This window comes from Aliarcobacter trophiarum LMG 25534 (genome assembly GCF_003355515.1).
In the GTDB taxonomy this organism is placed as follows: Bacteria; Campylobacterota; Campylobacteria; order Campylobacterales; family Arcobacteraceae; genus Aliarcobacter; species Aliarcobacter trophiarum.
Map to the genome: position 1 here is coordinate 1,319,431 of NZ_CP031367.1, position 15,459 is coordinate 1,334,889.

A 15,459-nucleotide genomic window follows, 5' to 3' on the forward strand; every position below is an offset into this window, starting at 1 on the left:
TTTTGTGATATAATCAAACCACCTTTGATAAAAAATGGAGAGATTATATCATGGAAAAAAGATTAATAAATTTTATAAAATATGCTCCTATGATTTTTATTCCTTTGATTGTTTTTTTGGTTTTTTATCTAATAATAACAGGTTATAAATCTACATTAAATAGTAATTTTGAAGTCTATAAAAATGACTTAATAGATAAACAAAAAAGCTTAGTAAAAACAAATATCCAAATTGCTACACAGATATTTGAGAATCAAATATTTTTGGCAGACAATAAAGAGAAAGCCTATAAATCATTCTTCAACTTAATAAAAAATATAAATAGCACTGCAAGTGATTATTACTTTATCTTTAATACAAAAGGTGATGTTATTATACACTCCTTTTTAAGCCATCTTGAGGGTGAAAATCTATTTATTTTTAATAATGAAAACTATAATAATGTAGTAAAATTAATTACAACCAACTCTACAGAAGATAGATATGTATCATACAAATGGTTAAATCCAAACACAAATTTAGAAGAGGAGAAAGTCTCTTTTGTAAGACAACTTCCAAATACTGATTTGATTATTGGTAGTGGATTTTATTTAGGAGATATTAATAAAATTGTAGAGTATAAAAAAGATATTGAAGAAAGAGAACATGAGAAAAGTATAAATATTACTTTGACTTTGGCTATTATTTTTACTCTTTTATCTTTTGTTTTATCTTATATTATTTCAAAAATGCTTTTAAATGAGTTTAATATTTTAAATGGTTCACTAAAAGAAAAATCTATTGAACTTCAAAAATTAAATAGTGAATTGGAAATAAAGGTTGAAAATCGTACTAGTAAATTAAAAGATGCCTACAAAAAAATGCAAAACTTAGCCTCTATTGACGATTTAACAAAAATATATAATAGGTTCTATTTTTTCAATGCCTTTAACCAACAACTTGCACGTCTAAAGTCTGATAAAATAGGTTTTAGTTTGATAATGTTTGATTTAGACCATTTTAAAAATGTAAATGATACCTATGGGCATGATGTTGGGGATTATGTGCTACATGAAACTTGTAGAGTTGTTGAAGAATCTCTAAGAAAAGATGATATTTTTGCTAGAATTGGTGGAGAAGAGTTCTTAATTTCTCTACCAAATACAGATATTGAAAATGCCTTTTATATAGCTCAAAGGATAAAACAAAATATAGAAGAGCATAATTTTAAGAATATTCCAAAACTTACAATTAGCCTTGGTGTAGCAGAAGCAACTGAACCAATTACAAGTACAGAACTTCTAAAAAGAGTAGATATTGCTTTATATAAAGCAAAAAAAGAGGGAAGGAATAGAGTAATTGCTTTTAAAAGTTAAGATAGTTTTAACTATAATTACATCTTAAAAGCAACTCTTTGGTTAAGGGTTGCTTTTTTTATACTGATACAAAATTCCATCATCAAAAGCTACCCAAAAAGAAGCAGGTAAAGATGCTTTTTTAAGTAGATTATTTGTCCATGTATTACAAGTATGGAAAATACTATAACTTCCTATTGCCTCATAAAAAGCATCATTTTGTCCATATTGTGCTGTTGTTTTAATATTTATTGGTTTTTCATCACTATATTTTAAAGACTCTTTTATTGTAGAGATTATTGAAATATACTGCTTTTTTGATATATCTATTTTATATGTTAATTCATCTTTTATAATCTCATCATAATATGTAATATGCAAAGCTGCATTTCCAAGTCCAAATCCTGCAATTAAAGCAGTGCTTAGTTTTAACTCAGCCCAAGTTGGAGTATCCAAATAAAATCCTTTATCTCCCCAACCAATACTAATATATGTAAAATTGTCTCTTTTACTTAAAGTATCTTCAAAATCAAAAAACTCAAACCAATTTATAATATCACTTTTTATTGGCAAAACTATATCTGTATGCACTCCATTTGATTTTATAAATATCTCATACTTTAAATCTTCATTTGTACCATAATTTGTTGTAATTTTTGAAAAAGTATATTCACTTAATAAATATATAAATACAGATAAAAAGATAAACAATAGAGTAAAAAAAACATATTTCAAAAATTCTCTAAACATTATAATTATTTCCTTACATCTATTTTTGATAATTTTATTATTAATTTATAAAAATATAGTTAAAATTTAGCATTTTTATTTAAAGTAGGGAAAAATGAAAAAACTTTTCATAGTAAGACATACAACAAAACAAAGAGAAGTACCAAACGAATATGATTATGATACAGAATTAACTAAAGAAGGAATAGAAAAAGCAACTCAAATGGCTCAAAAATTGGCTTTAGAAAATCATCAAATTGATTTAATTGTTGCAAGTCCAGCAGTAAGGACAAGACACACAGCTGAAATTTTTGCAAAAGAGCTAGAATATAACAAAACTATAATGCTAAATGAAGTTTTATATATGGCATTTGTAAATGAATTAATTGAAACTATTACCTATACTTATGATAGTGTAGATAGTATGTTAATAGTAGGTCACAACCCATCTTTAACTGCTTTAGCTGTTACACTTTTGGGTTTTAAAGAGAAGTTTGAAGAGGGTGCAATTATGCAAATAGATTTTAATTGCGATAGTTGGATTGATATTGATAAAAACAATGCAAAACTAATAAGCTATACTATTCCTAAATAGTTTAGTTTATCTCTTACTTACTTTATATTTTTATTTAATAAAGCAATAGTTGCCAAATTTGTAAGCTCTGTTAAGGTTTTAGTATCTAGTTTTCTATCTCCAATAACAAAACTAAAAATCTCTAAAAAGTTCTCTCTTCCCCAAACTCTAAGTTCTGCAACATTTAAAAACTTTTCAGTGCTTAAAACTTCACCTTTTTTATTTGTGATTATAACTTTTGCACTATCACTATTTTCAAAATTTCCTTTTATTCCATCATTATTTTTTATTTGATAGCTAACTTTTGCATCTAAAATCTTTCCACTTACTAAACTACCATCATCAACTACTTTTTTTGGAAATCCACTATCTTTTAAAAAATCATCCCATTTATCTGCAAAAAGGCTTGAAGATAACAAAATTAAAAACAGAGCTAATATTTTTCTCATACTATTTTCCCAAACAAAATTCACCAAACATAACATCAAGCATCTCATCATTTTCATAAGGTCTTGTAATATTTGAAATCTCATGTAAGGCTTCTGTTATGTGGTGTGCAAAGAACTCTAATTCTCCACTATACAGTGGAGATTTTGCCATTTTTATACTATTTAATGTATTTTCTACACTACTTATTTGTCTCTTTGAAACTAATGTAAGCTCATCTGTTCCACTATTTTCATCTAATACTTTTTCTATTCTTTTAATAAGTAAGTTTATACTCTCTTTTGTTGAGAGCTCTATAAAATCACCCAATAACTCATTTTCAAATATTTTTGGTAAATCTGTTTTATTCAGAACTTTTATAATATTTTTACTATCTTGAGAAGCTAAAAGTTCTAAAATTTTATCATCTTCACTATCTTTGATTCTGCTATTATCAAATAAAGCTACTATAATATCTGCTTCATTTATTGCATTTATTGATTTTTCAATTCCAATTTGCTCAATAATATCGCTTGTATTTTCTCTAATTCCAGCAGTATCAACTATTTTAATAATATGAGTTCCTATCTTTACACTCTCTTCAATAGTATCTCTTGTAGTTCCAGCAATATCTGAAATAATAGCTCTATCATAATTAAGTAGCTTGTTTAAAAGACTAGATTTTCCAACATTTGGCTTTCCAATAATTGCAACTTTAAAGCCATCTATCATACCTTCTCTTCTTCTACTAGCATCTAGTGTATTTTCTAGTTTTTGTTCTATCTTTCCTATTTTTTCCTCTATTTTCAGAAAAATATCTGTAGGTAAATCTTCTTCAGCATAATCAATAGAAACCTCTGTATATGCAAGCATAAAGAGTAAATCTTCTCTAATTTCTTCTACAAAATCTTTTAACTCACCCTTTAGCTGTCTAGCTAATAATTTAACAGCATCACTACTTCTTGCTTCAATTATTTTTGAGATAGCTTCTGCTTTACTCAAATCTATTTTATTGTTCAAAAAGGCTCTTTTTGAAAACTCTCCAGCAGTTGCCATTCTAGCACCATACTCTAAAACACTATCCAAAATAAGTGAAGCAATAGCAACCCCACCATGAATTTGAAACTCAACAATATCTTCTCCTGTAAAAGAGTTTGGAGCTTTAAAATATAAGATAATGGCTTCATCAATAATACTTTTATCTTTGTCGTATAAATAAGAGAGTGTTGCTACTCTTGGAGTTATAGTAGACTTTTGTGATATTTTAAGTGAGATTTCAAGAGCTTTTGCTCCTGAAACTCTCACTATAGAAATTGAACCTATTCCTGATGCAGTAGCAATTGCTACAATAGTATCGTCTTGATACAAATTAATCTTCTTTTTGTTTGTACTCATTTACAAGTACATATTTTTCACCTTTGATATTTGTTTTTACTGCAACATATTTCAAAGGAAATTCTTCTCTTAGTTTTTTAAGTGCTATATGTACTAAAATACCATCTAATGGCTTAGTTTTAAAGCTTCCTTTCTCTTTTATTATCTCAATAACTGGCTCTAAATATAGAAAAATAGCAGCTTCTTGGTTTTTCAAAAATTCGGCTACTTCAAGACGAAGCATTAAACCAAACTTATCATTTATCCAATTAAATAAAATATATGATAAAGCTTTATATCTATACCCTTCTTTACCTATTAAAAGTGCTGAATCTTCCCCTAAGAATTCAATAAATATTGTTTCATCATCATAAAAACTAACTTTTATCTCATCTAATTTAAAACAAGATTTATCAAATAAAAGGTTTAACCCAGCTTTGATTTCAGAGATTATTTCATCTTTTGATTTTTTAATTATAATTTTAGAAATATCGTTTTGTTTCTCTTCATGATAAAACTTATCAAAAATCTTCTCTTTTGGTTCAACTTTTGGAACATTACAAGTAGTTTCTTCAATATTTGAAACTACCGTTTGCTCTTTTTTAACACCATTTATATTTGAGTTTTCTAAACGTGTACTAACATCTTCTATTTTTACACTTTTATTTTTATAAGATTTTAAAATACTACTATCACCAGTTTTATCTGTTTTACAAACAGCACATATTATCGCTCGTTTTTTCCCAAACCCCAAAAAACCACTACTTGGCTGTTGAAATACTTCAATTACAAGCTCTGTAATTGAACATCCAAACTCTAAAGTCGCCATTTCATAGGCTTTTTCTAAACTATCTGCTTCAAACTTTTTCATTACTTCCTACTTATTTAGTATTTGCGACTCTTCTTTTCTCAAATATTCTATTAATAGTATATTGTTGAGCAATAGTGAACAAGTTATTTACAAACCAGTACAGTGTTAGTCCTGCTGGGAACCATAAGAAGAAAAATGTAAATACTATAGGTAATAGTTGGAAAATCTTCTTTTGTAACTCATCTTGCATTGTATTTGGTGTAATTTTTTGTTGAATATACATAGTTGCACCCATTAAAATTGGTAATACAAACCAAGGATCCATTTCAGCTAAGTCGTGTATCCATAAAATCCAAGGAGCACCTTTTAACTCAATAGCATTGATTAAAACTCTATATATTGCAAAGAAAACAGGAATTTGTAAAAGAAGTGGTAAACATCCACCCATAGGATTTGCACCATGTTTTTTATAAAGTTCCATCATAGCCATAGATTGTTTTTGTTTATCATCTTTATATCTAGCTTGAATATCTTTCATTTTTGGAGCTAAATCTTTTAGTTTTTGCATACTCATCATACCTTTGTATGATAAAGGATATAAAACTACTTTTATTAAAATTGTAAGAACAACAATAGTCCAACCCCAGTTTCCAATATATCCTTGTAAAAATTGTAGAAGAACAAACATTGGTTTTGCAATAAATGTAAACCAACCATAATCAATTACATCTATTAACTCAGGATTTAAAGACTCTAAATCTTTATGATTTTTTGGACCTGTAAACCCACTAAAATTTATACCTGTTCCTGCTTGAATAAATGCTTGAGGATTGTTTTTATCATCTGGCATAAGAGTAACTTGCATTGATTTTTCAAAATTATAAATAACAGTTGTATAGTATCTATCAAAATTTGATACAAATTTAATTCCTACTAAATCTTTATTATTATTTAAATCTCCATCTTCTATTGTCTCTAAACTTCCATCATTTAACTTTACAATAAGTCCATGAACAGCATACATATCAGCTAAAACATTTGGTCTAAATCCATTTGTAATAAAAAACTGCTCATTATTTGTAGAACTAACATCTAAATCATAATGTCCATCTGGATAAAAAGTAAACTTTTTTGTTAAAGTTGTACCACTTAGAGTTTGAGTTAAAGTTAACTCTTGTTTGTTTGTTGTAGCATCAATATTTGAAGAACTAGCAACAGTATCTACTTTAAAAGCTTCCTCATTTAAAGCTCTATTTGAAAATCTAACTTCTAAAGGTCTTAATTGATTAGAAGCAAAAAGCTTAATCTGATTACTTTTATCATCTTTGTACTTCTCTTCAAGTAAAGTAACTTGATAAATACGACCTAAATTGTCAATTTCAATTATATTTTTCTCTGTTTTAATTGTAGCAACAATGTTTTTACTCTCATTAACTACTGGTGCTATAGAGCTTGTATTATCACTTATTATCTGCTCTTTAATCTCTGGAGCAGCATTTGCTTTTTGCTCTTGCTCAATTTTTTGTTGTTCTATCTTCTCTATTTGTTTTGGTTTTAATACCAAAAACTCATAAGCTATAAAAAATACAAAAACCAATACGGTCATTATTATCATTCGTTTTTGTAAACCATTGTTTTGATTATTACTATTCATCCTACTTCTTCCACTCCCTGTTTTTTACTACTAAAAATTTTCCATTTTTAAAAGGCACATACCAATATACTATTTTAATTTTATTATATTTGATATTTTGATTTTTTTTTAACCTATTTATTACTGGATAGTCAAAACCACCATCAAAAAGTTGGTTACACTTTAAAATGCGAACCATTGTATAAAAAATAGCCTTAAAAAAACCATTATTATCTAGTTGCCAAAGTGCATATTGAGAACATGTTGGATAGTATCTACACGAACCATATGACAAAACCGATAAATATTTTTGATAAAACCTTACAAAAAGTTTTGAAATCTCTTTCATTTAAGAACTTCTAGCCTTTTAAAAGCAAAATTGAAATCTCTTTTTATCTCTTGAAAATTTTTTTCATGAATTTGATTTTTTGCCACAAAAATATAGCTTCCCTCTTTTAGCCTATCTTCATAGTTCAAAATAGCGGCTCTTAACCTTCTTTTTGCCTTTGCTCTAAAAACTGCATTTCCAATCTTTTTTGAAGCAACAAAAGCCAATTTAAGCTCATTTTTTGGCATAAAAAAAGCGACAAAGGTTGGAGTATGCCAACTTTTACCGCTTTTATAAAGTTTGTTGAACTCTTTTTGGCTATTTAGCCTAAAGTCCTTACTTAAACAGCTAATCTTTTTCTTCCTTTAGCTCTTCTTGCATTTATTACTCTTCTACCATTTTTTGTAGCCATTCTTACTCTAAACCCGTGAGTTCTTTTCTTAGGAGTGTTATGTGGTTGATATGTTCTTTTCATCTTACTCTTACCCTTTTATATTTTTCAAAATTAAGTTGTGGATTATAGGCAAATTTTACTTAAACTATTCTTTTCCTTAAGAGATATTAGCAAGAATTTCACCATCTTTTAAATCAAATTCCACTTTACTTCCTTCATTTATTTTATCTTCTAAAATTAAATCAGCTAATCTATCTTCTACAATCTCATATATAGCTCTTTTAAGTGGTCTAGCTCCATAAACAGGATCAAATCCAACTTTTGCAATATACTCTTTTGCCTCTTTTGTTAAAGATATCTCTATCTCTTTTTCTTGAACTTTTTTCTTGATATTATCAAATAAGATATCAACAATATTTGAAATAGCTTCAATTCCCAGTTGTTCAAAAATAACAATATCATCAAGTCTATTTAAAAATTCTGGTCTAAAATGTACTTTTAACTCATCTAAAACAGCTTTTCTTCTTTCTTCTTTGTCACTAATTTCAATAATTCTAGCACTTCCAATGTTTGAAGTAAGTATTATAATAGTATTTTTAAAATCAACTGTTACACCTTTATTATCAGTTAATCTTCCATCATCAAGAACTTGTAAAAGTATATTAAATACATCTGGATGTGCTTTCTCAACCTCATCAAATAAAATAACACTATAAGGCTTTCTTCTAACAGCTTCTGTTAATTGCCCACCCTCTTCATATCCAACATATCCAGGAGCAGCTCCAACAAGTCTTGATACTGCATGTTTTTCCATATATTCACTCATATCAAATCTAATAAGTGATTTTGCATCATCAAATAAGAATTTTGCTAAAGTTTTAGCACTTTCAGTTTTTCCAACTCCTGTTGGTCCTAAAAATAAGAAACTTCCTATTGGTCTATTTGTCTCACTAAGTCCAGCTTTATTTCTTTTTATTGCTCTACTAATTGCTTTTATTGCTTCGTCTTGACCAATAACATCTTTTTTTAGAACTTCTTCAACTTTTAAAACCTTTTGTTTTTCACTATCCATCATCTTATTTACAGGAATCCCAGTCCATTTTGAAACTATAGAAGCAATACTCTCTTCATCTACACTATTTCTTAATAGTGTTCCTTCTTTTTGCATTCTATCCCATTTCTCACTATTTTCTTTAATTTTTGTTTCAAGAGCTGGGATCTCTCCATACTCTATTTTTGCAGCTTCTTCAAATTTTGACTCACGTTTTGCTATATTTGCTTTTGTTTTAAGCTCATCAATTTTTATTTTTAGCTCACTTGTAGCATTAAAAGTTTGCTTCTCATTTTCAAATCTAGCTTCTAAATTTTGTTTCTCCTCTTTTTTGTTTGCTAACTCTTTTTCAATCTCTTTTATTCTATCTTCATTCTTTTGGCTTTTTTCCATTCTTAAAGCCTCTTTTTCTACATTTAGAGTTTGAATCTCTCTTTTAATATTTGATAATGCAGTTGGTTCACTCTCTATTTGCATCTTAAGTTCTGCTGCTGCTTCATCTATTAAATCTATTGCTTTATCAGGTAAAAATCTATCTGTTATATATCTATTTGAAAGTTTTGCAGCAGCAACTAATGCACTATCATTTATAGTAACATTATGATGAGTTTCAAGCTTCTCTTTTATTCCTCTTAATATATGTAATGCTTCATTTACTGTTGGCTCATCTACTTTTATAGGCTGAAATCTTCTTTGCATTGCAGTATCTTTTTCAAAATATTTTCTATACTCTTTTAAAGTAGTTGCACCAATAGTATGTAGTTCCCCTCGTGCAAGGCTAGGTTTTAAAATATTTGCAGCATCCATACTTCCTTCACTTGCACCTGCACCAATTATTGTATGAATTTCATCTATAAATAAGATTATATTTCCAGCTTCTTTAACCTCATCAATAACAGATTTTAATCTATCTTCAAACTCTCCTCTATATTTTGCACCAGCTATTAAAGCACTCATATCAAGAGTTACAACTCTTTTATTTAATAAACTTGTAGGTACATCTTTATTTACAATTCTTTGAGCTAAACCCTCAGCAATTGCAGTTTTTCCAGTTCCTGGTTCTCCTATTAAAATAGGATTATTTTTTGTTTTTCTTATTAGAATTTGCATCATTCTAGTTATCTGTTCATCTCTTCCAATAACAGGGTCAAGTTCACCATCAATTGCTTTTTTATTTAAATCTATTCCATATTTATTTAAAGCTTCTAAATTATCATCTCCACTTTGACTATCTATTTGTTTACCAGCTCTTAATGCCTCAAGCTCTTTTTTTGCCTCTTTTAAATCTATATATTTCCCTAAAATATCTCTTATTGTCTGATTATCAAAGTTTGAAATAAGCCAAGTATCAATAGCTATAAATTTATCTCCATTACTTGCCATTTGCCCTTGTGCTTTTTGAAAACTCTCATATAAACTTCTTGATAACTTAATACTATCTTTTGTAACACTACTTACACTTGGAAGTTTGCTTGCATATGATTTTGCTTCAAGCTCAATTGCAACTCTATTCACATTCATTTTATTTAATAGTTGATTTAAAACTGAGTTGGTATTTGTAAGCAATGCCCAAATTAAATGGACTATTTGTACCTCTTGATTTTTATTGTGTAAAGCCAAAGCTACACTGCTATCTATTGTCTCTCTTAATTGATTTGTCATTTTTTCAAAAATATTTTCATTCATAATTAGCACTCCTATAGTTTAATTGCTAATGATATTATATATCTTTAGTCAATACTTGTCAAGTCTTATAAAAAATATATTTTAAATTATAATACTTTTATATAAAAAATAAAAGGTTTTTTGTGAAATTTTTATGTGGTATTGATGAAGCGGGAAGAGGTCCACTTGCTGGACCTTTAGTTGTTGCTGGTGTTATTTTAAAAAAAGATATTTTAGGATTAAATGACTCAAAAAAACTTAGCGAGAAAAAAAGAGAGAAACTTTTTGATGAGATAAAAGAGAGTTCAAAATATCATATAGTTTTTAAAAGTGCTAAAGAGATAGATGATTTTGGTATTAGTTTTTGCCTTAAATCTTCAATTTTAGAAATAATGCAAAACTTACAAGAGTTTAGTGATAGTTTTTTGATGGATGGAAATACAAATTTTGGTATAAAAAATCTACAAAAAGAGATAAAAGCAGATGCAAAATATACTTGTGTTAGTGCCGCTTCAATTTTAGCAAAAGTGAGTCGTGATAGATTTATGGATAAGATTTCAAGTAACTATCCAAATTATAATTTTGATAAACATAAAGGCTACGGTACAAAAGCACATATAGAAGCCATAAAAGAGTTTGGAAGAAGTGATATTCATAGAGTTACTTTTAAACTAAAAGCTTTAGGTGAAACAGAGTTTGGAAATCAAACTCTACTTAGTTTTTAAACTACTCATATCTTAAAGCATCAATTGGATTTAATCTTGCAGCTTTTCTTGCAGGAAAATATCCAAAAATCACACCTATTAGAGTTGAAAAAACAAACGATATTATAATAATTTGACTATTTATAATATATGGCAATTCAAAAGCTCCAACAGCAATATATCCAACTCCTAGACCTAAAAATATCCCAATAATTCCACCCCAAGTTGAAAGTACGACTGCTTCTATTAAAAACTGCATTAAAACTTCACTCTGCATAGCTCCAATTGCTAATCTTATTCCTATCTCTCTTGTCCTTTCAGTTACAGATACAAGCATAATATTCATAATTCCAATTCCACCAACCAAAAGAGAGATTCCAGCAATTGAGCCTAAAAGATAAGTAAGCATTCTAGTTGTACTTGTCATTGTGTTTAAAATATCTTTCATATCTCGAATATGAAAATTGTCATTTTCTCCAACTTTTATAGCTCTTCTATCTTGCATTAGAGATATTATTTGCCCTTTAGCCTCTTCTATATATCTATCTTCACTCACAGAAACTATAATAGTTGAAATATCTAAATTTCCTTGAATTTTTCTTTGATACATTTTAAGCGGAGTAATTACAACCTCATCTTGATCTCTTCCAAAACTACTAGCACCTTTTGACTCCAAGATACCAATAACACTACAAGGAAAATTTTTAATTCTTATTGTTGCACCTATTGGATTTTCATCTCCAAAAATATTTTTTACAACAGTAGTTCCTAAAATACAAACACTTTTCCCACTTGCTAATTCACTCTCTTCAAAGTTTCGCCCATCTTTTAAACCCCAATCTTTAATAATAAAATAGTCATTTGTAGTTCCAACTACTAAACTAGAATTACTTTTATTTCCAAAAACTACATTTACCATACTAGAGTTTTCAGCTGTTACACCTTTTAAGTTTGCTATCTCATTTTTAATAGCTGTTATATCTTCAAGCTTAAAAGGTTTTGCACTATTATCATCTCTTGGAGAGCCTCTTTTTTCTTCTCCTACTCTAATATTTAGCATATTGCTTCCTAGCTTTTCTATATTTGCTGTTACATTTGCAGTTGTTCCATCTCCAATTGCTACCATAGCGATTACTGAAGCAACTCCAATTACTATTCCCAAAATTGTAAGAATTGACCTTAAAATATTTCTTTTTATCTCTTTTATTGCAATTAACAAAGCATTTAAAACCATTATTTAAACCCTTTTTTTAAACTATCTTCAATATTTCCATCTCTAAAATAGATAACTCTTGAAGCAAAAGCTGCCATCTCTTCCTCATGTGTTACCATAATAATAGTTATTCCTAACTCCTCATTTAATTTTTTAAGCAACTCCATAACCTCAACACTTTTTATACTATCAAGGTTTCCTGTTGGCTCATCTGCTAAAAGTAAAAGTGGATCTGTAACTATTGCTCTTGCAATTGCTACTCGTTGTTGTTGTCCACCACTTAGCTCAGCTGGTGTATTTTTTTCTACAGTTTCTAGTCCAACTTTTTTTAAAGCCTCTTTACTTAACTTTAATCTTCTATTTTTATCAACTTTTCTATAAATTAAAGGCAACTCTACATTTTCTAAAGCACTAGTACGACCTAAAAGGTTAAATCCTTGAAATACAAAACCAATATAATTCCTTCGTAAAATAGCCATTTGATTTAGATTTAAACTCTCCACATTTACACCATCAAAGATATACTCTCCACTACTTGGTTTATCTAAACAGCCAATAATATTCATAGAAGTAGATTTTCCACTTCCACTAGCACCCATAATTGCTACAAATTCTCCTCTATAAATTTTTAAATCAACTCCATTTAGAGCAAAGGTCTCATTCGCACCTTTACCATAAATTTTTTTGATATTTTTAAACTCTATTAAAACATCACTTTGCATTTTGACTCTTTTGAGAAAGTATTACTAAATCACCCTCTTTTAGCTCCTTTGAAAGAATAGAACTCTGTTTTGAATCACTATCAATAACTTTTACTTTTAACTCTTTTGGCTTCTCATTTTCTAAAATATAAATAGAGACAAAACCATCTTTAGAAGCTTTTTGCTTACTATTTGCTTGAGACTTCTGGAAATTTGGTGGTCCACTAAATGGTGGCTTTTTAGAAGCAGAAGTTTCACTATTTATTTTCGGAATAAACCGTAAAGAACTATTTGGTATCAAAAGTTGCTTACTTTTATGTTTTGTAATAATTTTTGCATTTGCAGTCATTCCTGGTTTTAAAAGAAGTTCACTATTATCAACACTTACTACCGTTTCATAAGTTACAACTCCATTTGTTGTAATTGGATTTAATCTTACTTGCTTTATTTTTCCATTAAACTCTTTGTTTGTATAAGCATCCACAGTAAAAGTTACATCTAAACCATCTTTTATATCTGCAACATCAGCTTCATCAATACTTACAACTAAATCCATATTTGTTAAATCTTTTGCTAAAGTAAAAAGCTTTGGAGCTTGCATAGTAGCAGCCAATGTTTGCCCTATTTCCACCTCTTTATTTAAAACTATTCCATCTATACTTGATTTTACACTTGCTTTTTCTAAATTTTGTAAATCATTTTTTAAATTTGATTGAGATTGAAGAACCTTTGATTTAGAAGCTTCAAGAGTAGAAATTGCTGCCTCATAAGAGAACTTTGCATTATCATACTCATTTTGTGATGGATATTTACCATTTGAATTATCAAACATCTTTTTTGTTCTATCATATAGAAGTTTTTTATTTTTTAAATTTACTTCACTCTCTTTTTGATTTGCTTTTGCAATAGCCAAAGCTGCCCTTGAACTTTCAGCTACAGCTTCAAGTTTTGTTGTATCAATTTTTGCTAAAACTTGTCCAACTCTTACCTCATCATTAAAATCTACAAAAATCTCCTTTATTGTTCCACTAACCTCAATTCCAATTTCAACACTATTTGTAGGTTTTATATTTCCACTTGCACTAACTACTACAGTTAAATCACCAATAGTAGCTTTTTGGGTATTGTACTCTACTTTTTCATCTTTGTTTTTTGGTAAAAAAATATATATCATCAAAAAAATAACCAAAGCAACAATGGCAAAACTAATATATTTATATCTACTCTTTGAACCTCTATAAAGATTTAACTCATCTCTTAACTTACTCATTTTTACTCTTTTATCTTAAAATATAGATTTGCATACTCTTGCAAAATATTAATCTCATTTATTTTTAAATCAAAAATATTTATTATTCTTGTATTCTCTAAAATCTCTAAATCATACTTTGAAGTCATTCCAACTTCACTTGAAATTTTATTTGCAACTATTAACTCATCATATAGCTTAATATTGTTATTTGTAGTCTCATTTTGTTTTATATATGTATCAATTTTAGTAAAAATCTGCTCATACTCATAAGCAGTTTCATTTTTTAAATCATTTACTAAAGCTTTTTGCTTTAAAACCTCTATTTTACTCTCTTCTAATTTTGAAGATTTTGTATAATCATATAAAGGCATAGATAAAATTAAACTTCCACTAGAACTTGCATCATCTTGATTTGTATCTTTTATCATACTCTTAAACTTCTCATCTTGGTTTGAATAACTAGCCTTTGCACTTAAGCTTAGTTTTGGAAGATATTGACTCTTTTTTACTAAATATTCACTATTTAATGCATCAACTTTTGCATTGGCTTCTAAAATTGCATAGTTTTTATCCAAAAAATCCTTTTTCAAACTAGGTTTAAAGTCCAAAATATCTATTTCTTCATAGTCTAAATCTGTATATTTTGCCAACTCTTGAATTCTATCTTTTTTTATATTTTCTAAAGAGATTAGCTCTTTTTGAACTAGATTTTTACTCATAATTGCATTATTTAACTCTATAATATCTGTTTTTCCAGCATCATATTGAATTCTTTTGATAATCTCTTCAATATTTTTATTTATCAATCTAACTTTTATCTGCTCTATTTCTATATCTCTCTTTTTTATCTCAAGCAAAATATTATAAATTGTATAGATTAGTTGTGAATTTTGATTCTCCCATGATAGGTTCTCATAAATAAATCTATTATCTGCATAATCCATTTTGAAACCAATTCCTCCTGATTCAAAGATAGATTGAGTAAAACCAATAGAAGCTACTTTTCTATTCTTATTTGATATATTTTTATCCTTTTCATCTGAAAAAGAGTGATTTCTATCTATATTTGAATTAAAATCCAAAGTTCCTATCCAATCATATTTTTGACTATTGTGTCTTTGCTTTATAGCCTCACTCTCAAGCTCTCTATACTCTTTTTTATCTTTTTGTAACAACTCTAACTCTTTTGAAAGGGCAAAAATATTTACAAAAAGTAAAATAATTAATATTTTTTTCAAACTCTTTCCTATATTTATACTAAATTAACAAA

General features: G+C 28.0%; 16 protein-coding genes. 3 read left to right on the top strand and 13 right to left on the bottom strand.

The features are described from left to right. The first annotated feature begins 50 nt into the window (after positions 1-50). Positions 51-1,355, top strand: coding sequence for a diguanylate cyclase (locus ATR_RS06810; RefSeq protein WP_115428721.1), 1,305 nt, complete (start codon positions 51-53; stop codon positions 1,353-1,355). 42 nt (positions 1,356-1,397) lie between these two features. Here ATR_RS06810 and ATR_RS06815 read toward each other — a convergent pair whose 3' ends face one another. Then, complete coding sequence (locus tag ATR_RS06815; protein ID WP_228254209.1) at positions 1,398-2,084, bottom strand: TIGR02117 family protein; 687 nt, start codon at positions 2,082-2,084, stop codon at positions 1,398-1,400. A gap of 94 nt (positions 2,085-2,178) precedes the next feature. Between ATR_RS06815 and ATR_RS06820 the strand changes: the two genes are divergently transcribed. Further along, on the top strand, positions 2,179-2,658 hold the full coding sequence (locus ATR_RS06820) for a SixA phosphatase family protein (RefSeq protein WP_115428723.1): 480 nt from the start codon (positions 2,179-2,181) through the stop codon (positions 2,656-2,658). A gap of 17 nt (positions 2,659-2,675) precedes the next feature. Here ATR_RS06820 and ATR_RS06825 read toward each other — a convergent pair whose 3' ends face one another. From ATR_RS06825 to ATR_RS06860, 8 genes are all read right to left on the bottom strand, one after another. Further along, complete coding sequence (locus ATR_RS06825) at positions 2,676-3,086, bottom strand: hypothetical protein (RefSeq protein ID WP_115428724.1); 411 nt, start codon at positions 3,084-3,086, stop codon at positions 2,676-2,678. A 1-nt stretch (position 3,087) separates the two neighbouring features. Beyond that, positions 3,088-4,431 carry a tRNA uridine-5-carboxymethylaminomethyl(34) synthesis GTPase MnmE gene (mnmE, locus tag ATR_RS06830; protein WP_115429449.1) on the bottom strand — a complete coding sequence of 448 codons (1,344 nt, stop codon included), beginning with the start codon at positions 4,429-4,431 and terminating at the stop codon, positions 3,088-3,090. A gap of 1 nt (position 4,432) precedes the next feature. Next, positions 4,433-5,308, bottom strand: a complete 876-nt coding sequence (locus tag ATR_RS06835) for a Jag N-terminal domain-containing protein (RefSeq protein WP_115428725.1) — start codon at positions 5,306-5,308, stop codon at positions 4,433-4,435. Between the two features lie 10 nt (positions 5,309-5,318). Beyond that, on the bottom strand, positions 5,319-6,902 hold the full coding sequence (yidC, locus tag ATR_RS06840) for a membrane protein insertase YidC (RefSeq protein ID WP_115428726.1): 1,584 nt from the start codon (positions 6,900-6,902) through the stop codon (positions 5,319-5,321). A gap of 1 nt (position 6,903) precedes the next feature. Beyond that, a complete protein-coding gene (yidD, locus tag ATR_RS06845) occupies positions 6,904-7,230 on the bottom strand; it encodes a membrane protein insertion efficiency factor YidD (RefSeq protein WP_115428727.1) in 327 nt (108 codons plus the stop codon). Further along, positions 7,227-7,562 carry a ribonuclease P protein component gene (gene rnpA / locus ATR_RS06850; RefSeq protein WP_115428728.1) on the bottom strand — a complete coding sequence of 112 codons (336 nt, stop codon included), beginning with the start codon at positions 7,560-7,562 and terminating at the stop codon, positions 7,227-7,229. The genes yidD and rnpA overlap by 4 nt, the downstream gene beginning before the upstream one ends. Continuing rightward, positions 7,550-7,684 carry a 50S ribosomal protein L34 gene (gene rpmH / locus ATR_RS06855; RefSeq protein ID WP_024775877.1) on the bottom strand — a complete coding sequence of 45 codons (135 nt, stop codon included), beginning with the start codon at positions 7,682-7,684 and terminating at the stop codon, positions 7,550-7,552. Before rpmH ends, rnpA begins: the two co-directional genes overlap by 13 nt. Before the next feature lie 76 nt (positions 7,685-7,760). Beyond that, a complete protein-coding gene (locus ATR_RS06860; RefSeq protein WP_115428729.1) occupies positions 7,761-10,340 on the bottom strand; it encodes an ATP-dependent Clp protease ATP-binding subunit in 2,580 nt (859 codons plus the stop codon). A 122-nt stretch (positions 10,341-10,462) separates the two neighbouring features. Between ATR_RS06860 and ATR_RS06865 the strand changes: the two genes are divergently transcribed. Beyond that, positions 10,463-11,044, top strand: a complete 582-nt coding sequence (locus ATR_RS06865) for a ribonuclease HII (RefSeq protein WP_115428730.1) — start codon at positions 10,463-10,465, stop codon at positions 11,042-11,044. A 1-nt stretch (position 11,045) separates the two neighbouring features. Here ATR_RS06865 and ATR_RS06870 read toward each other — a convergent pair whose 3' ends face one another. Genes ATR_RS06870 through ATR_RS06885 form a run of 4 tightly spaced genes read right to left on the bottom strand, consistent with a single transcriptional unit; the run spans position 11,046 to position 15,427 of the window. Continuing rightward, positions 11,046-12,257, bottom strand: coding sequence for an ABC transporter permease (locus ATR_RS06870; protein ID WP_115428731.1), 1,212 nt, complete (start codon positions 12,255-12,257; stop codon positions 11,046-11,048). Next, on the bottom strand, positions 12,257-12,958 hold the full coding sequence (locus ATR_RS06875; RefSeq protein ID WP_115428732.1) for an ABC transporter ATP-binding protein: 702 nt from the start codon (positions 12,956-12,958) through the stop codon (positions 12,257-12,259). Before ATR_RS06875 ends, ATR_RS06870 begins: the two co-directional genes overlap by 1 nt. Further along, entirely contained in the window at positions 12,948-14,207 is a 1,260-nt protein-coding gene (locus tag ATR_RS06880; RefSeq protein WP_115428733.1) for an efflux RND transporter periplasmic adaptor subunit, read from the bottom strand. The genes ATR_RS06875 and ATR_RS06880 overlap by 11 nt, the downstream gene beginning before the upstream one ends. A gap of 2 nt (positions 14,208-14,209) precedes the next feature. Next, on the bottom strand, positions 14,210-15,427 hold the full coding sequence (locus ATR_RS06885; protein WP_115428734.1) for a TolC family protein: 1,218 nt from the start codon (positions 15,425-15,427) through the stop codon (positions 14,210-14,212). Positions 15,428-15,459: the final 32 nt, after the last annotated feature.